Consider the following 16,926-nt stretch of genomic DNA (forward strand, 5'->3'; position numbering starts at 1 on the left):
GTCCACCCGAGTAGCTCCTCGATGCGTTGCAGAGATGGCTGACAGTGACGAGAGCGCAGCCGTGCGCCGTCACCCCGTGACGGTATCGCAGGGGGTGGACACGTCCCCAATCGCGTCGGGATTTGCCGAACCGCTTGACGCTGGGTCAGCGCCGTCGTTACGTTCCAGCGCTCGTACTCGTGAGTAACAGAGAGGCACATCATGGCCGTGCCCAGCCGCGACCTCGGCCGTCGCGCGTTCCTCGCCCGGATGGGGGTGCTCGGCGCGGCCGCAGCGGTTCCGGCCCTGGCGGCACCGCTCGCGGCGCCGTCGGCGGCCGCGTCCCCGAACCTGCTGCCACCGCTGGTGGGCCTGCTGCGCCCTGTCCTCGCCGAGCTCGCCCGCGACACCATCAGCGGGCTGGTCGTCATGGTCTGCCCCGGCCCGGACGCCTACTCGAAGGCGCAGGGCACGCCGCGGCCGGAGCCGGGCGCGCTGGAGGCCCGTGGCGCGGACTTCATGCTCGACGCGCTGGACCACTTCGTGCCGTTCCCGGACCAGCTCGCCACTCCCCTGGCGGCCGCGCTGACGACCGCCGTCGACGACATCGGCCTGCCGCCGCCCGGGCTGCTCGGGCCGCTGTACCCGACCGTCTGGTCGCTGGACCGGGTGCTGCAGGAGCTGCTCGAGAACGACGAGACCCTGCCGTTGTCGCTGGTGGTGGCGCTGCTGCTGAACGTCGTCGCGACCCAGGTGAACCCGCTGGCGCTGAACGGGCCCTTCCTGTCGCCGTTCGCCCGGCTCACGCTGGACGAGAAGTGCCGCGCGTTCGAGCTGCTCGAGGGGCCCGACGCCGACCTGGTGGCGCTGCTCGACTCCGGCCTGCCCGAGCCGCTGCGCTCGTCGATCAGCGGGCTGCTGAGGTTCCTGGCCGGGGCGCTGCTCGAGTTCTCCGCCTTCGGCTCCTACAACGAGTGGGGCGTGTACGACGGTGCGTCCCGGCGGCTGACGGAGCGGCCGGTGGGCTGGGAGCTGTCCGGCTACCAGCCCGACGGCGTCGTCGACGGCTGGGACGACTTCCTGGGCTACTACGAGGGACGCACCGAGGTGGAGGCCTGATGCGCGACGTCATCGTCATCGGCGCGGGCGGCGGCGGCCCCGTCGTCGCGAAGGAGCTGGCCGCGCGCGGCCTTGACGTGCTGATCCTCGAGGCCGGGCCGCGCCACGCCGACCCCGACCGCGAGTGGACGCACTACGAGAACGACGCCAACAACCCGCTCACCGGGTTCCTGCGGTTCGGCCCGGCCGACCGCGAGGCGCCGGCGTGGTACCGCGAGACGCCGCAGAACTCGTTCATCTGGCAGCTGTCCGGCGTCGGCGGCACGACGCAGCACTACTTCGGCAACTGCCCGCGCGCCTACCCCGGCGTCTTCGCGGGATACGACGGCGCCGACCGCGACTTGTACGACACGTCGCACCCGTTCCCGTTCGCGTACGAGGAGCTGGTGCCGTACTTCGAGTGGGTCGAGGCGACGCTGCCCGTCCAGACCGCCGCCATGGGCACCAAGGAGCAGGTGTTCTTCCGCGGCTGCGAGGGCATCGGGCTGCAGGTGCAGACCACGAAGACGACGACGGAGGACTCGTTCCGGCCGCAGGAGAACGCGATCCTGCAGCCCGGCGGGTTCGCGGGCCGTGTGACGGGACGCGACGACCCCCGGCTGCGGTACCCGTCGGCGACGGGGTGCACCTTCTGCGGCTACTGCATGCAGGGCTGCAGCAAGCCGGCCGGCGCGCCGCGCAACCTGGCGGCGAAGCGGTCGACCGACAACAGCTACGTGCCCATGGCGTTGACGGCGACGTCGTGGGCGGCGGGCGGGCGGGCCGCGGAGCTGATCGCTGACGCCGTCGTGACCCGGATCCACAGTGAGGAGCGCGGCGGCGAAACCGTGGCGACCGGGGTGACCTGGAGGGACGGCGCGAGCGGCGAGACGCGCCGCGAGGACGCGCGGGTCGTCGTCCTGGCCGCCGGCTGCACCGAGAGCCCGCGACTGTGGCTGAACAGCCGGCTGCCGAACCCCAACGACTGGGTCGGCCGCGGCTACACCGACCACTTCTTCGACTGGGTCATCGGTCTGTTCGACGACGACACCGGCTCCAGCCGCGGCGCGGCGTCGGCGGCGCGGGCGGACTTCCCCGGCCGCGGCGGCATGGAGAACGTCGGCCTGCCGCCCGGGCTGCAGCAGTTCGCCGCCGTCTTCTCCGACAGCGGCATCCGCGGGCACTACTCGAACGGTCGCGGACCGACGGGTCCGTGGGACGGCGCGGCCGGCCGGATGATCGGGCCGGAGCTCAAGGACGCCCTCATGAACGGCGTCGACCGGCTGCTGAACATCCTGTGCATCACCGACGACGACGTCGAGGCACAGAACCGCGTCACGCTGTCCGCGCTGCCGGCCGACGAGCACGGCCCGGTGCCGAAGGTCTCGTTCCACCAGCGCCAGCGGTCGGCGCGGACGCTGCGCAACCGCGAGTTCGTCGCCCGGCGCGCGGCGGAGACGCTGCGGGCGGCCGGCGCACGCAAGGTGGTGCGGGTCGACTGGCCGCCGCTGCTGCTGCACGTGCAGTCGTCGATGCGGATGGGTCTGTCCGAGGCGGACTCGGTGCTGGACGCTCACGCCGAGGCGCGTTGGGTCAAGCGGCTGTTCGTGGCCGACAACTCGGCGCTGGCCAACTCGCTGGGCGGCCCGAACCCGACCCTGACGGCGCAGGCGTTGGCCACCCGGACCGCGGAGAAGATCTTCTCGACCTACTTCGGCGGCGACCCCTGGGTCGGGTCGGAGTCGCCTGTCGTCTCGACCGACGCCCGCGTGACGGAGGCGCTGCTCACCCGAACCTGACCGGGGCCCGCCCCGTCGCCCGCGCCGCCGAAGTTGATCATGGAGAAGGGCGGCTTCCGATCGCCTCGGAAGCCGCCCTTCTCCATGATCAACTCCACCAGGATTCGGTGGCGATTAGCCGCCGGCCGCGCGGCCGGCGGCGGGCGGTCAGCCCTGGCGGCTGCCGCGGTTGAGGGCTGGGTGGGCGCCCGCGGCGACGAGGTCGGCGACGGCGGCTCGGGGGTCCTTGCCGGTCACCAGGGTCTCGCCGACCAGCACGGCGTCGGCGCCGGCCCGGGCGAGGTCGATGACGTCGCGCGGCGACTTCACGCCGGACTCGGCGATCTTGACGATGCCGTCGGGCACCGACGGCGCCAGCCGCTCGAACGTGGTGGTGTCGACCTCGAGGGTCTTGAGGTTGCGGGCGTTGATGCCGATGAGCTTCGCGCCGGCGTCGGCGGCCCGCTGGACCTCGTCGGCCGTGTGCGCCTCGACCAGGGGCGTGAGCCCGATGGACTCGGCCCGCTCGATGAGGCTGACCAGCGCGATCTGCTCGAGCGCGGCGACGATGAGCAGCGCGAGGTCGGCGCCGTAGGCCCGTGCCTCCCACAGCTGGTAGCTGGTGACGATGAAGTCCTTGCGCAGCACGGGGGCGTCGACGGCGGCCCGGACGGTCTTGAGGTCCTCGAGGGTGCCGCCGAACCGGCGCTGCTCGGTGAGCACGCTGATGGCCGCGGCGCCGCCGGCCTCGTAGTCGACCGCGAGCGCGGCGGGGTCGGCGATCTCGGCGAGGGAACCGCGCGACGGGCTCGACCGTTTCACCTCTGCGATGACAGAGACACCCGGCGAACGGAGCAGGGGCAGCGGATCACGGGCCGGCGGCTGCTTGGCCGCCTTCTCCTTGAGCTGATCGAGAGGGCAACGGCTCTCTCGCTCGGCCAGGTCGGCGCGCACACCGTCGATGATCTCTTCGAGAACGCTCATCTCCGCCTCTCGCCGGTGCCGCGGGCCCGGATCGAACGACCCGGCTGGTCCAGAGTAACTGCGCGTGATGAGTGCTCTCGACATACCCCCGGTGAAGGGCGCCCGACGATCATGTGCTTCAGGTGTCCGCGAACGGCTCGAGGGCGTACCCGACCCCGCGGACCGAGCGGATGGTGAGCGCCCCGCCGAGCTTGCCCCGCAGGGTCGCGACGTGCACGTCCACCGTCCGGGTGCCTACCGGGACGGGGTAGCCCAGCGCCTGGCACATGAGCTCCTCGCGCGTGCAGACGCACCCGGCCCGGCTCATGAGATGGGCCAGCAGCGCGGCCTGCAACGGAGTGAGCGCGACCTCGCGCCCGCCGGGCGTCGCCATGGTGCGATGGTCGACGTCGAGCGTCACGCCACCGACAGAGACGACCGGCGGGCCCTCGGGGGCCCGGTCCGACGTCGTCCTGCCGGGGGGTGCCATGGCCTACCCGATGCGGTCCTCGCCCGTCGCGGCGGCGGGCTGGCGGGGGCCGGCCTGCGGGTCGCGCTGCCCGAGGCCCATCATCTGCATGATCTTGCCGACGATGCCGGCCACGACGATCAGGCCGACACCACCGATCCAGAACAGCGGCCAGTTCAGCAGGATGACGGCGATGCAGCCGACCACGAAACCGGCGAGGATCAGGATGACCGTGGTCCACGCAGCCGGGGTGTGGCCGTGCTCGTTGTGCGCCATCTGTGTCTCGTCTCCTGTCGTCCTGGCGTCGTTACCGCTCATTGTGCCGGATGACCGGGGTCGCCCGTCGGCCGACCTCCGTACCGGTGCGTCAGGTGGGGTCGTCGCCGCGGTCGAGGGCGTCCCAGGTGGCGCGGTTGCCCTCGGCGGGGCGCCGGGCCGGCGCACCCTCGCCGCCGGCAGGGCGCTCGTAGCGGGCGCCCATGCCCGGCCAGCCCGGGCCGCGGACGGCGACCAGCGTGCCGGCGGCCGCGACCAGCAGACCGGCGGCGACGACGGCGACCGCCCAGCCCGGCGAGGTGGTGATCTCTTCGGCCGAGCCGAGGCCCTCGGGGCTGCTGTCGAGCCAGTCCTGGACCCGCCCGGCGAGGTCCGGCAGCGTCAGCCCCGCCAGGACGGCCTGCACGACCCCCAGGACGACCAGGACGGCACCCACGATGCGCCGGCCCAGCCGCCGCACCGCCGGGATCGCCACGACGGCCGCGAGCGCCACGAGGGCGACGGCGGGGGCGAGCGGCACGAGGTCGGAGCCGGACACCGTCGTCGAGGTCACGGAGAGTGACGACTCCAGCCGCGCGCTCCCCCACGGCCGCGACGCCGCGACCAGCCCGAGCACTCCCCCGGCGGCCAGCAGGACCAGCGCGCCGAGGTACTCGCGGCGGGCGGACGGGCTCATTCCACCGGCCGCATCGTCTCGGCGACGGCGATGGCCCGCAGCGCCGAGGCGGCCTTGTTGCGCGACTCGGTCCACTCCGCCTCGGGGTCGGAGTCGGCGACGATGCCCGCGCCGGCCTGCACATAGCCGACGCCGTCGCGGATGAGCGCCGTGCGGATGGCGATGGCGACGTCGAGGTCGCCGGCGAAGTCGAGGTAGCCGACGACGCCGCCGTACACGCCGCGGCGGACCGGCTCGAGGTCGTCGATGATCTCCATGGCCCGGACCTTCGGCGCGCCGGACAGCGTGCCGGCCGGGAAGCAGGCGGCCAGCACGTCGAGCGCCTCGTGGTCGTCGCGCAGCCGCCCCACGACCGTCGACTCGATGTGCATGACGTGGCTGTAGCGGCGCACCGTCATGAAGTCGACCACCTCGACGGTGCCGGGCGCGCAGACCCGGCCGAGGTCGTTGCGGGAGAGGTCGACGAGCATGAGGTGCTCGGCCCGCTCCTTGGGGTCGGCGAGCAGCTCGTCGGCCAGCGCGGCGTCGGCCTCGGGCGTCTCGCCGCGCCAGCGGGTGCCGGCGATGGGGTGCGTCATGACGCGGTCGCCGTTGACCTTGACCAGCGCCTCGGGGCTGGACCCGACGACGGAGTAGGCGCCGTCACCGTCGCCGTCGGGACCGGGCAGCCGGACGAGGTACATGTACGGGCTCGGGTTGTCGCGACGCAGCACGCGGTAGACATCGAGAGGATCTGCGGGCGTCGCCGTTTCGAACCGCTGCGAGAGCACGATCTGGAACGCCTCGCCGGCCCGGATCTCCTCCTTGGCCCGCTCGACGGCGGCCAGGAAGTCGCCCTTCTCGGTGCGGCTGTCGTGCCGCGGTGGCGTGGAGGGGTCGTAGGACGCCACGGACGACGGTGTCGGCCGCGCCAGCTCGGTGGTCATGCGGTCGAGGCGGGCGACGGCGTCGGCCCATGCCTCGTCGACCCGCTCGTCGCTGTCGTCCCAGTTGACGGCGTTGGCGACCAGCAGGATGGTGCCGTCGTCGTGGTCGAGGACGGCGAGGTCGGTGGCCAGCAGGAACGACATGTCGGGCAGATGGAGATCGTCAGTGGTCGTCTCCGGTAGCCGCTCGAGCCGGCGGACGGCGTCGTAGGACACGAACCCGACCAGCCCGCCGGTCAGCGGCGGCAGTCCCGGGAGCCGCTGGCTGCGCAGTGCCTGCAGCGTGCCGCGCAGCGCCTCCCACGGGTCGCCGCCCGAGGGCAGGCCGACGGGCGGGTTGCCGTGCCAGACCGCCTCGCCGTCGCGCTCGCTGAGGACGGCCGCGGACTGGGCGCCGACGAAGGAGTAGCGCGACCACACGCCGCCGTGCTCGGCGGACTCGAGCAGGAACGTGCCCGGCCGCCCGCCGGCGAGCTTGTGGTAGACGCCGACCGGGGTCTCGCCGTCGGCCAGCAGGCGCCGCACGACGGGGATGACGCGGCGCTCCTTGGCGAGGACGCGGAAGTTCTCGAGGTCCGGCGTCACGGGCAGCGGCGCGCTCATGCCGCCGTCCCCTCGACGGAGTCGAGCAGGCCGTCGTCGAAGCAGGTGCGGGTGCCGGTGTGGCAGGCCGGGCCCTCTTGGTCGACCTTCAGCAGCAGGGTGTCGCCGTCGCAGTCGAGGCGCACCTCACGCACCCACTGCCGGTGGCCGGACGTCTCGCCCTTGACCCAGTAGTCGGCGCGGCTGCGGCTCCAGTACGTCGCCCGGCCGGTCGTGAGGGTGCGATGCAGCGCCTCGGCGTCCATCCAGGCGAGCATGAGCACCTCACCGGTGTCGTGCTGCTGGACGACGGCGGGCAGCAGACCGTCGGGCGTCAGCTTCAGCCGGGCGGCTACGGAGGGGTCGAGACCGGGCATCTGCCCATTGTCCCCGACGGCGTCCGGGCGAAGGACACGCCTCCGGAGTTCCGGTATCGCATCGTGGACGAGACGATGACCTACTAGGGTGCGGTGGTTGGGTACGTCCCGGTAACCGGACCTTGACGAAGGAGCTTTCTCGTGGCAAGCACGTTCCGCGCCGCCGCGGCGGTGTCGGCCGTAGCCGCCGCGATCCTGGTGACCGGCTGTTCGGGCGACGACGGCGAGCCCAAGCGCGACGCGTCGGGCAACGTCACCGAGACCGCCGACGCCGCGGACGTCTTCGACGTGCGCGTGGGCGACTGCCTCGGCGACTTCGCCGACTCCGAGCAGGTCACCGACGTCGCCGTCGTCCCGTGCACGGACGAGCACGCGCAGGAGGTCTACGCGACGGCGCAGGTCCCCGACGGCGAGCTCCCCAGCGACGACGACCTCCAGACCCAGGCCGTCGAGACGTGCACGACGGAGTTCCAGACGTTCGTCGGCCTCGCCTACGAGGAGTCGGCGCTGGACTTCACCTGGCTGCAGCCCACGGCGGAGTCGTGGGACCAGGGCGACCGCGAGCTGGTCTGCCTGGTCTACGACCCCGCCGGCCCCGTGACCGGTTCGCTACGGGGCGCGAACCGCTGACGTCGTGGGCACCCCCAATGGACTCCGCCGTCCGTCCGCGGACGGCGGCAGCACAACGCCGTCGATCGGCGTGTTCAACCTGAAGGAGACAAAGCTCGTGCGTATCACGATTCGAACCGCTGTCACGGCCCTGGCCGCCGCCGCGGCGCTGAGCCTCAGCGCGTGTGGCGACGGTGCCTCTGACGCCGGCGACGGCGACGAGACCACCACCAGCGAGGAGACCGCGGCCGAGGGCGAAGAGACCCCCGCCGAGGAAGAGACCGAGCCGCCCGCCGAGGAGGAGTCCGAGGCTCCCGAGGGCGACACCCAGGACGTCTTCGACGTCGGCCTGGGCGACTGCATCAGCAACTTCAACGCCGAGGAGCAGGTCAGCGAGCTGACCGTCATCGCCTGCGAGGACGAGCACGACCAGGAGGTCTTCGCGGTCTTCGAGGTCCCCGAGGGCGACGGCAGCTTCCCGGGCGCCGAGGCGTTCCAGACGCAGGTCGAGAGCGACTGCATCAGCGAGTTCGCCACGTTCGTCGGCATGGACTACAACGAGTCGGTCCTCGAGATCCGGTGGCTGGAGCCGACCGAGGAGTCGTGGGCCGAGGGCGACCGCGAGCTCGTCTGCACCGTGCTCGACCCGTCCGGTCCGGTGAGCGGCACCCTCGAGGGCGCCAACCGCTGACCGGGCTCGGCCCGGACCACGCACGCCTGGGTCAGCGCGACTGGCTGACCCAGGCGGCGTGCAGGGCGGCGTAGATGCCGCCCTTCTCGACCAGCTCGGCGTGCGGCCCGGCCTCGACGAGGCGGCCGCGGTCGAACACGAAGACCTCGTCGGCGGCCTCGGCGGTGGACAGCCGGTGCGCGATGGTCACCGACGTGCGGCCGCGGGAGATGCCCTCGAGCGCCCGGGCCAGCCGGACCTCCGTGGCGGGGTCGACGGCGCTGGTGGCCTCGTCGAGGACCAGCAGGTCGGGGTCGGCGAGGTAGGCACGGGCCAGCGCCACCAGCTGCCGCTCGCCCGCCGACAGCGACTCGCCGCGCTGCCCGACCGGTGTCTCGAGCCGGAACGGCAGGGAGTCGAGCCACTCCCCCAGGCCCAGTTCCGTGACGGCGATCAGCAGGTCGTCGTCGCTGGCGTCCGGCCGGCCGTAGCGCAGGTTCGCCGCCAGCGTGTCGTCGAAGAGGAAGCCCTCTTGCGGCACCATGACGACCCGCTCGCGCAGGGAGTCGAAGCGCACCTCGCGCAGGTCGATGCCGTCGACCAGCACCCGGCCGTCGACGGGGTCCATGAGCCGGGTGAGCAGCTTGGCGAACGTCGTCTTGCCCGAGCCGGTCTCGCCGACCACCGCCACCCGGGTGTGCCGGGCGATGGCCACGTCGACCTCGTGCAGCACCGTCGGGCCGCTGGGGTAGGCGTACGACACGTGCTCGAACCGGACGTCGATGGGCCCGCGCGGGAGGCTGACGCCGTCGTCGCCAGGATCGGCGACGTCGGCCGGGGTGTCGAGGATGCCCAGCACCCGCCGCCACCCGGCGATGGCGTTCTGCGCCTCGCTGAGCACCTCGGTGCCCACCTGGACCGGCGCCACGAACAGCGTCACCAGGAACAGGAACGCCAGCATGCGCCCGAGCGAGATGTCGCCGGCCACGCCGAGCAGCACGCCGACCACGACGATGGCGGCGTTGGCCAGGCCGGCCACGACCTCGCCGGTGGAGAACGCCGTCGCCGCGAGCCGCTGCGCCCGGCTGGCCGCGACCCGGTGTGACTCGACGGCGTCGTCGATGCGCTGCTGGGTGCGGCCCTCGACGGCGTACGCCCGGACCGCCTGGGCGCCGACGACGGACTCGGAGATGGCGCCGAGCATGCCGCCGACCCGCTCGCGGACGATCATGTAAGCCGACGAGAGCATGCGCTGGAACGTGCGCAGCGCCAGGAACAACGGCAGGAAGCAGATCCAGACCAGCAGCGTCAGCTGCCAGCTGTAGATCGCCATGACGATGGTCGCGATGATCAGCTGGCCGATGCTGACCAGCATGATCAGTCCGCCCCACTGGACGAACTGCGAGATGGTGTCGACGTCGCTGGTGACCCGCGAGACCAGCGAGCCGCGCCGCTCGGTGTCCTGGGTGAGCACGGACAGGTCGTGCACGTGCCGGAACGCCTTGGTCCGCAGCGTCGCGAGCCCGGCCTCGCTGGCCTTGAAGATGCGCCGGTTCATGAAGTAGGCGGCGACGACGGTGATGACGACGCCCACACCGGCCAGCGCGATCATCCAGCGGACGTAGCCGAGGTCGGGGCCGTCGCCGGCGTTCAGGCCGCCGTCGACGGTCTGCTGGACGGCGATGGGCACGACGACGCGCCCGGCCGTCGCGACCAGCGCGAGCAGCAGGGTCGCCGTCAGGCCGGTGGTGATCTCGGGCGAGAGCGCGAGCCCCCGGCGGAACGTCCGCCAGGCGCCGTCGTCGGTGCGGACCTCGCCCAGCTGCGAAGCGGTGCTCATGCGGGGTCCTTCGCGTCGGTGCCGGCCATGGCCCGCTCGGCGGCGTCGCGCTCGTAGGCGGTGATGAGGTCGCGGTAGCCGGGCGAGGCCGTCAGCAGCTCGGTGTGGCTGCCGCGCGCGGACACCTTGCCGTCCTCGACGTAGACGACCTCGTCGGCCAGCGCGATGGTGGCCCGCCGGTACGCGACGACGACGACGGTGGACGGCAGCGCGGCGTCGCGCAGGCCGGCCAGGATGCGCCGCTCGACCTCGGGGTCGACGGCGCTGGTGGCGTCGTCGAGGACGAGCAGCCGTGGCTTGCGGACCAGGGCCCGGGCCAGCGCCAGCCGCTGGCGCTGCCCGCCGGACAGCGTGGTGCCGCGCTCGCCGATGCGGGCGTCGAGCTCGCCGGCGAGCTCGTGCACGAACCGGTCGCCCTGGGCGAGACGCAGTGCGGCCCAGACGTCGGCGTCGGGCACGGCCAGGCCGAGGGTGACGTTGTCGCGGACGCTGTCCTCGAAGATGAACGGCTGCTGGAACACCAGCGACACGGCTCCGGCGACCGCGCCGGGCTCGAGCTGGCGCAGGTCGGTGCCGTCGAGCAGCACCGCGCCGCTGCCCGGGTCGACCAGCCGGACCAGCAGGCTGGCCAGCGTCGACTTGCCCGACCCGGTGGACCCGACGACGGCGATGGTGCGGCCCGGCTCGACGTCGAGGTGGACGCCGTCGAGCACCGGCGTGCCCTCGACGTAGGAGTAGCTGACGTCGCGGACGCCGAGGTGGGCGGGCTCGCCGTAGCCGTTGAGGCTGCTCGTCCCGTGCGGGAGCGCCCCCGTCGCGCCGAGCACCGCCTGCACCCGCCGCCAGCCGACGGTGGCGCGCGGCAGCTCGCCGAGCACGAAGCCGATGGCGCGGATGGGGAACGCCGTGATGGTGAGCAGGTAGGCGACCTGGACCAGCGTGCCGGCCGCCATCTGGCCCTCGGCGACCCGCGCCGAGCCGATGATCAGCACCGCGAGCACGCCGAGGTTGGGCAGCGCCTCCATCATGGGGTCGAACGCGCCGCGCACCCGGCCGACGGCGGAGTTGGCGTCGCGCAGCTGGCCGGCGACCTTGGCGAACCGGGCGGTCTCGTCGGCCTCGCGGCCCATGGCCTTGACGACCATGGCGCCGTCGAAGGACTCGTGCGCGACGCCCGACAGCTCGGCCCGCAGCGCCTGCGCCCGCGTGGCCAGCGGCGACAGCCGGCGCTGGTAGAAGAAGTTCAGCACCAGGATGGCCGGGAACACCAGCACGCCGACCAGCGCCAGCAGCGGATCGGCCAGGAACATCGACACCAGCGCGAAGATCAGCATGACCACGACGCCGAGCGCGAACGGCAGCGGCGCGATGGGCCAGAACGACGACTCGACGTCGGCGTTCGCGTTGGACAGCAGCAGGCCGGTGGAATGCTGGTGGTGCCAGGCCAGCGGCAGCCGAAGATACTGGCGGCTGACGCGACGCCGGTAGCGGGCGTTGAGGCGATACTGGCCGAGCCCGGCAAAGTACCGGCGCACCACGATGCCGCCGGCCTTGACCAGCGCCGTCACCATGATGGCCAGCGCCGCCAGGGCAAGGGCGCCCGTGGTCGTCTCGCCGTCGCGGAACGCCGGCACCACCACGCGGTCGGTAACCCGCCCGATGACCTCGGCCGCCGCCACCGTCGCGAACCCGTACACCGCGCTGCCCGCGACCGCGATGCCGAGGATGACCGGCTCGTCCCGCATGGCCCGGACGAGGATCCGGACCCCCTCGCGCAGGGTGGCCTGCCGCTCGTCCCTCACGTCACTCGCTCTCTGCGCTCCACGCTGCGGCCACGGACGGAGCGCAGGCGTGGTCGACCGCTCGCTCGAATTCCGTGGGGTGCCCGGCTTTGTACGGTACCAACAGCCACCGACACACCTGTAATCGGTTTCCGCGCCCGCCGGCCCCGACATGACTCGGCAATCGCGGTGACCGGCGGCCGCACCATGATCATCAAGGATTCACCACACCATGCTGTGGTCGATCCTTGATGATCATGGAGAAGGTCGGCTCAACAGCGCCTCGGAAGCCGCCCTTCTCCATGATCAACAGTGAGCGGCCGGCGGAACTGGACCACAGCGAGACCCATCGCCGAACACCACAGCGCAACCGCCAGCGGCCAGCGCAACCCAAGACACAGCGCCACTAAGGGCCGGGTCCATTCCGGGGAGGGGGCCCTGGTGCTGTTGAAGGCGCCCTCGACAATGAAAGACAGCAGGGGCCCGACCCACGTCAGCACCCCCAACGCCGAACTGCCCGCCTCACCCACAAGGGGCGAGACGGGCAGCGACGGGTGGAACGACGGCGTCAGGCGGCGCTCCGGCGCGACCGGAGCACGAACGCCAGCCCGACGATGCCGAACAGGACGGCGGCAGCCAGCGGCAGCCCGAGGCCGGCGCCGGTGTCGGGCAGCGGCTCGCCCGTCTCGGACGGCGACGGGGTGGGCGTGGGCGTGGCGGTCGGCTTCTCCGCGACCGTGATCGACACGGTCGCCGGCTCGGACGTCGCCGAGCCGTCGGACACGGTGAAGGTGAAGGCGTCGTCGCCGGCGTAGCCCTCGGCCGGCGTGTAGGTGAGGTCGGCGCCGTCGCCGCTCAGCGTGCCGTGCTCCGGCTCGGACGCCAGCGCGTAGGTGAGCTCGTCGCCGTCCTCGTCGGTGCCGGTCAGCGTGATGTCGACCGGGGTGTCGACGGTGGTCTCGACGGTCTGGTCGACGGCGACGGGCGCGTGGTTGGCCTCGAAGGTCCCCGCCGCGATGAGGACGGTGGAGTCGAAGGCGTAGTCCGACGCGTCGGAGATGGCCAGCTTGATGTGGTTGGTCTCGCCGGCCTGGACCTCGGCGGCGCAGGTGAGCACCGTCGTGAAGCCGTCGAGCTCGGTGGCCACCGATGCGTCCTCGTTGTCGGTGAAGAGGTCGGCGTGCGCCCCGGCGTTGATGGTGTTGATCGAGACCGGCTGGGCGTCGTCGCCGACGACGGCGCAGTTCTCACCGTTGACGTAGAAGCCGAAGACGTCGTTGTACTCCGAGCCGACCCACTCGTTGTACTCCTCGGAGCCGAAGATGTAGTCGAAGCGGATCTGGCCGGTCTCGGGGACGAAGTCGAACTCGAGCACCGCGGCGTCGTTGGTCGCGAAGCTCGGACAGCTCGGACAGGTCGGTGTCGCCGGGCGTGGCGACCTCGGTGGTCATGTCGTCGGCGACGTTGGGGCCGAGGACGCTGCTGCGCTCGCCCCCCACGGCGCCGGACGACAGCAGGACGCCGCCCGCGACGCCGAAGACGTCGTCGAACCCGCCGGCCAGGCCGGCCGAGACCGGGCTGCCGGTGTACGCGACATTGTCGACGGTGACGCCGTCGCCGACGAGGGTCTGGACGATCTCCTCGACGGTCAGGTCGCCGGTGTCGAGGTCGACGACGGTCTGGTCGCCGACGCCCTCGCCCTTGGGGGCGAGGGACTGGGTGAAGGTGCGCTCGGCCGGCTCGTCGGCGGCCAGGGCCGCCGGCGCACCGGCCGTCGCGAGGATCAGGAGGCCGCCCGCGACCAGCGCGGACGTCCTGTGGACAGACGACAGAGACCTCACTGTGGGTGCCCCCCTCAAGGCACGGCGGGCCTACGGCGCCGCCGTCACACAAGCAAAAGAAGAAAAGTGTCGTGTCAGGGTCCGCCCACGCACGCGGCGGACCGCGTCAGCATAGCCGCAAACACCCCATTTGAGGGGACTCGACCCGCTAGATCATCGAACGATGTTCAACGGACGGTATGCCCGGATTCGGCCAGCACCGACTTGACCTCGCCGATGTGCAGATCGCCGAAGTGGAAGACGCTCGCGGCCAGGACGGCGTCGGCTCCGGCGTCGACGGCGGGCGCGAAGTCCGCGAGCGCTCCGGCGCCGCCGCTGGCGATCACCGGCACGTCGACGACGGCGCGTACCGCGGTCAGCATGGCGAGGTCGTAGCCGTCCTTGGTGCCGTCGGCGTCCATTGAGTTCAGCAGGATCTCCCCCGCCCCCAGCTCCGCGGCCCGGGCCGCCCAGCCGACGGCGTCGATGCCGGTGCCGCGGCGCCCGCCGTGCGTGGTGACCTCGAAACCGGACTCGGTGTCGCCGCCGCGCCGCGCGTCGACCGACAGCACGAGCACCTGGTTGCCGAACCGGCCGGCGATCTCGGCGACGAGCTCGGGCCTGGCGACGGCGGCGGTGTTGACGCCGATCTTGTCCGCGCCCGCGCGCAGCAGCCGGTCGACGTCGTCGACGGAGCGGACGCCGCCGCCGACGGTCAGCGGGATGAACACCTGCTCGGCCGTGCGCGAGACGACGTCGTACATGGTCGAGCGGTCGTCCGACGACGCGGTGATGTCGAGGAACACCAGCTCGTCGGCGCCCTCGGCCCCGTAGGCGGCGGCCAGCTCGACGGGGTCGCCGGCGTCGCGCAGGTTGGTGAAGTTCACGCCCTTCACCACGCGGCCGGCGTCGACGTCGAGGCAGGGGATGACCCGGACGGCCACACTCACGAGATGGCCACCTTCAAGGCCTCTTCCAGCGTGAACTGGCCCGCGTACAGCGCCTTGCCGATGATCGCGCCCTCGACGCCGATCGGCACCAGCGACCGCAGCGCCGCGACGTCGTCGAGGCTCGACACCCCGCCCGACGCGACCACCGGCCGGGACGTCCGCGCGCAGACCTCGCGCAGCAGGTCGAGGTTCGGTCCGCGCAGCGTGCCGTCCTTGGTGACGTCGGTGACGACGTAGCGGGCGCAGCCGTCGCGGTCGAGCCGCTCGAGCACCTCCCACAGGTCGCCGCCCTCGCGGGTCCAGCCGCGGGCGGCCAGCGTGGTGCCGCGCACGTCCAGCCCGACGGCGACGCGGTCGCCGAAGCGGGCGATGGCCGACGCCGTCCACTCCGGGTCCTCCAGCGCGGCGGTGCCGAGGTTGACCCGGCGGCACCCCGTCGCCAGCGCGGCCTCCAGCGACGCGTCGTCGCGGATGCCGCCGGACAGCTCGACGTCGACGTCCAGGCGCCCGACCACCGCGGCCAGCAACTCGCGGTTCGACCCGCGGCCGAACGCGGCATCGAGGTCGACCAGGTGCACCCAGGGCGCGCCGGCGCTCTGCCAGGCCAGCGCGGCCTCGAGCGGGTCGCCGTAGGACGTCTCGGATCCGGCCTCGCCCTGGACCAGGCGCACGGCCTGCCCGTCGGCGACGTCGACGGCCGGCAGCAGCTCGAGCACCGTCATCAGAGCTTCACCGCCCGGAACCGGAGCCGGCGGTAGTCGGCCCACCAGGCGTCGTCGCGCCAGAGCGCCGGGCGGGCCAGCTCCTCGGCCCGCGCCAGCACCTCGGCGGGCAACCCCTCGACCTGCGACGACGCGAACATCTCCAGCCACTTCGTCATGCCGTCGGGGCCGGTGAGCTTGGTCGGCCGGTCGTAGAAGTCGAGCTGGCGGATCTCGAGCCCGGCGTCCTCGAGCATGGCGGCGTACTCGGCCGGCGAGTTGAAGAACCACGGCCAGGTGCGGTCGGGCAGCCCGGCCTCGCGGCAGGCGCGGTCGACGGCGGTGGTGATGGCGGCGACGTTGCCGGTGGCGCCCATCTCGGCGACGAACCGGCCGCCCTCGCGCAGCGCGTCGGACACGCAGCCGAGCACCTCGACCTGCGACGTCATCCAGTGCAGCGCGGCATTGGAGATGACGGCGTCGACCGGCTCGTCGACGGTGAAGTCGTGCGCGTCGGCGACCCGCAGTTCGGCGGCGTCGCCCAGCCGCTCGCGGGCGGCGTCGATCATGGCCGGGTCGGAGTCGAGCCCGATGACCCGCGCGCCGGCGTCGATGAGGCGGGCGGTCAGCTCGCCCGTGCCACAGCCGAGGTCGAGGATGGACTCGTCCGGCTGCGGCTTCAGCCAGTCGAGCAGCTCCGCACCGTAGGCCGCGACGAACGCGAAGTCGCGATTGTAGGCCCGTGCGTCCCAGTTGGTCACGGTCACAGACTCCTCACCCAGTTCTCGAGCAACTGCAGACCAGCATCACCGGACTTCTCCGGGTGGAACTGCGTCGCGCTCAGCGGTCCGTTCTCGACGGCGGCGACGAAGGTGTCGCCGTCGTGCTCGGACGTCGTCACCAGCGGCGGGCGCAACCGTTCCGGTGGCGGCATCACCCAGTCGCGCACACCATACGAGTGCACGAAGTAGAAGCGTTCCTTCTCCACGCCGCCGAACAGCACCGAACCGGCCGGCGCCTCGACGGTGTTCCAGCCCATGTGCGGCAGCGGGTGCGCCTGCAGCTGCTCGACGGTGCCGGGCCATTCGCCCATGCCCTCGGCCTCGACGCCGTGCTCGACGCCGCGCTCGAACAGGATCTGCATGCCCACGCAGATGCCCAGCACCGGCCGGCCGCCCGCAAGCCGCCGGCCGACCACCTCGTGGCCGCGGACGGCGCGCAGGCCGGCCATGCACGCGGCGAACGCGCCGACACCGGGGACCACGAGCCCGTCGGCCTCGGCCGCCGCCGCGCGGTCCGCGGTCAGCGTGACGTTCGCGCCGACCTTCTCCAGGGCGCGCGTCGCGGACCGGACGTTGCCGGATCCGTAGTCGAGGACGACCACATCTCGTTTGGCGTGCACGTCACTCATCGTCCACCTCGGCGTGTCAG

18 protein-coding genes are annotated in these 16,926 nt (G+C 72.6%); 4 read left to right on the top strand and 14 right to left on the bottom strand.

Features of this window, described 5'->3' with window-relative positions; all coding sequences use genetic code 11:
- Positions 1–201 precede the first annotated feature (201 nt).
- Together HD601_RS21235 and HD601_RS21240 are read left to right on the top strand one after the other, a co-directional pair.
- Positions 202–1,098, top strand: a complete 897-nt coding sequence (locus tag HD601_RS21235) for a hypothetical protein (RefSeq protein ID WP_184825214.1) — start codon at positions 202–204, stop codon at positions 1,096–1,098.
- On the top strand, positions 1,098–2,876 hold the full coding sequence (locus HD601_RS21240) for a GMC family oxidoreductase N-terminal domain-containing protein (RefSeq protein ID WP_184825216.1): 1,779 nt from the start codon (positions 1,098–1,100) through the stop codon (positions 2,874–2,876). Before HD601_RS21235 ends, HD601_RS21240 begins: the two co-directional genes overlap by 1 nt.
- 147 nt (positions 2,877–3,023) lie before the next feature.
- Here the strand turns inward: HD601_RS21240 and trpC are convergent, their stop codons facing one another.
- The 6 genes from trpC to hisI all read right to left on the bottom strand — a co-directional run bounded on the left by trpC (position 3,024) and on the right by hisI (position 7,124).
- The gene (trpC, locus tag HD601_RS21245; RefSeq protein ID WP_184825218.1) at positions 3,024–3,839 is read right to left on the bottom strand and encodes an indole-3-glycerol phosphate synthase TrpC; all 816 of its coding nucleotides are present in this window, start codon (positions 3,837–3,839) and stop codon (positions 3,024–3,026) included.
- A gap of 118 nt (positions 3,840–3,957) precedes the next feature.
- Positions 3,958–4,239 carry a winged helix-turn-helix domain-containing protein gene (locus tag HD601_RS21250; protein WP_221441183.1) on the bottom strand — a complete coding sequence of 94 codons (282 nt, stop codon included), beginning with the start codon at positions 4,237–4,239 and terminating at the stop codon, positions 3,958–3,960.
- 72 nt (positions 4,240–4,311) lie between these two features.
- Entirely contained in the window at positions 4,312–4,563 is a 252-nt protein-coding gene (locus HD601_RS21255) for an HGxxPAAW family protein (protein ID WP_184825222.1), read from the bottom strand.
- Between the two features lie 91 nt (positions 4,564–4,654).
- Positions 4,655–5,239: a Trp biosynthesis-associated membrane protein gene (locus tag HD601_RS21260; protein WP_184825224.1), complete on the bottom strand. Its 585-nt coding sequence runs from the start codon at positions 5,237–5,239 to the stop codon at positions 4,655–4,657.
- Positions 5,236–6,768 carry an anthranilate synthase component I gene (locus HD601_RS21265; RefSeq protein WP_184825226.1) on the bottom strand — a complete coding sequence of 511 codons (1,533 nt, stop codon included), beginning with the start codon at positions 6,766–6,768 and terminating at the stop codon, positions 5,236–5,238. The genes HD601_RS21260 and HD601_RS21265 overlap by 4 nt, the downstream gene beginning before the upstream one ends.
- Positions 6,765–7,124 (bottom strand): phosphoribosyl-AMP cyclohydrolase, encoded by a 360-nt coding sequence (hisI, locus tag HD601_RS21270; RefSeq protein ID WP_184825228.1) that lies wholly within the window; start codon positions 7,122–7,124, stop codon positions 6,765–6,767. Before hisI ends, HD601_RS21265 begins: the two co-directional genes overlap by 4 nt.
- A gap of 141 nt (positions 7,125–7,265) precedes the next feature.
- On the opposite strand from hisI, the gene HD601_RS21275 reads away from it, so the two are divergent.
- On the top strand, positions 7,266–7,754 hold the full coding sequence (locus HD601_RS21275; protein ID WP_184825230.1) for a septum formation family protein: 489 nt from the start codon (positions 7,266–7,268) through the stop codon (positions 7,752–7,754).
- Between the two features lie 97 nt (positions 7,755–7,851).
- A complete protein-coding gene (locus HD601_RS34065) occupies positions 7,852–8,424 on the top strand; it encodes a septum formation family protein (protein ID WP_184825232.1) in 573 nt (190 codons plus the stop codon).
- Positions 8,425–8,455: 31 nt separating this feature from the next.
- On the opposite strand, the gene HD601_RS21285 is transcribed toward HD601_RS34065, so the two are convergent.
- The 8 genes from HD601_RS21285 to hisH all read right to left on the bottom strand — a co-directional run bounded on the left by HD601_RS21285 (position 8,456) and on the right by hisH (position 16,906).
- The gene (locus tag HD601_RS21285; protein WP_184825234.1) at positions 8,456–10,243 is read right to left on the bottom strand and encodes an ABC transporter ATP-binding protein; all 1,788 of its coding nucleotides are present in this window, start codon (positions 10,241–10,243) and stop codon (positions 8,456–8,458) included.
- Positions 10,240–11,988, bottom strand: a complete 1,749-nt coding sequence (locus HD601_RS21290) for an ABC transporter ATP-binding protein (protein WP_246401683.1) — start codon at positions 11,986–11,988, stop codon at positions 10,240–10,242. The genes HD601_RS21285 and HD601_RS21290 overlap by 4 nt, the downstream gene beginning before the upstream one ends.
- A gap of 604 nt (positions 11,989–12,592) precedes the next feature.
- Positions 12,593–13,363, bottom strand: a complete 771-nt coding sequence (locus tag HD601_RS35905; protein ID WP_343076514.1) for a choice-of-anchor L domain-containing protein — start codon at positions 13,361–13,363, stop codon at positions 12,593–12,595.
- The gene (locus HD601_RS34075; RefSeq protein ID WP_184825238.1) at positions 13,272–13,865 is read right to left on the bottom strand and encodes a choice-of-anchor L domain-containing protein; all 594 of its coding nucleotides are present in this window, start codon (positions 13,863–13,865) and stop codon (positions 13,272–13,274) included. The genes HD601_RS35905 and HD601_RS34075 overlap by 92 nt, the downstream gene beginning before the upstream one ends.
- A 167-nt stretch (positions 13,866–14,032) precedes the next feature.
- Positions 14,033–14,794: an imidazole glycerol phosphate synthase subunit HisF gene (gene hisF, locus HD601_RS21305; protein WP_184825240.1), complete on the bottom strand. Its 762-nt coding sequence runs from the start codon at positions 14,792–14,794 to the stop codon at positions 14,033–14,035.
- Positions 14,791–15,516, bottom strand: coding sequence for a bifunctional 1-(5-phosphoribosyl)-5-((5-phosphoribosylamino)methylideneamino)imidazole-4-carboxamide isomerase/phosphoribosylanthranilate isomerase PriA (gene priA / locus HD601_RS21310; protein ID WP_184825242.1), 726 nt, complete (start codon positions 15,514–15,516; stop codon positions 14,791–14,793). Before priA ends, hisF begins: the two co-directional genes overlap by 4 nt.
- On the bottom strand, positions 15,516–16,256 hold the full coding sequence (locus HD601_RS21315) for a methyltransferase domain-containing protein (protein ID WP_184825244.1): 741 nt from the start codon (positions 16,254–16,256) through the stop codon (positions 15,516–15,518). The genes priA and HD601_RS21315 overlap by 1 nt, the downstream gene beginning before the upstream one ends.
- 2 nt (positions 16,257–16,258) lie before the next feature.
- On the bottom strand, positions 16,259–16,906 hold the full coding sequence (gene hisH, locus HD601_RS21320; RefSeq protein ID WP_184825246.1) for an imidazole glycerol phosphate synthase subunit HisH: 648 nt from the start codon (positions 16,904–16,906) through the stop codon (positions 16,259–16,261).
- Positions 16,907–16,926 lie beyond the last annotated feature (20 nt).

Source organism: Jiangella mangrovi, from assembly GCF_014204975.1.
In the GTDB taxonomy this organism is placed as follows: domain Bacteria; phylum Actinomycetota; class Actinomycetes; order Jiangellales; family Jiangellaceae; genus Jiangella; species Jiangella mangrovi.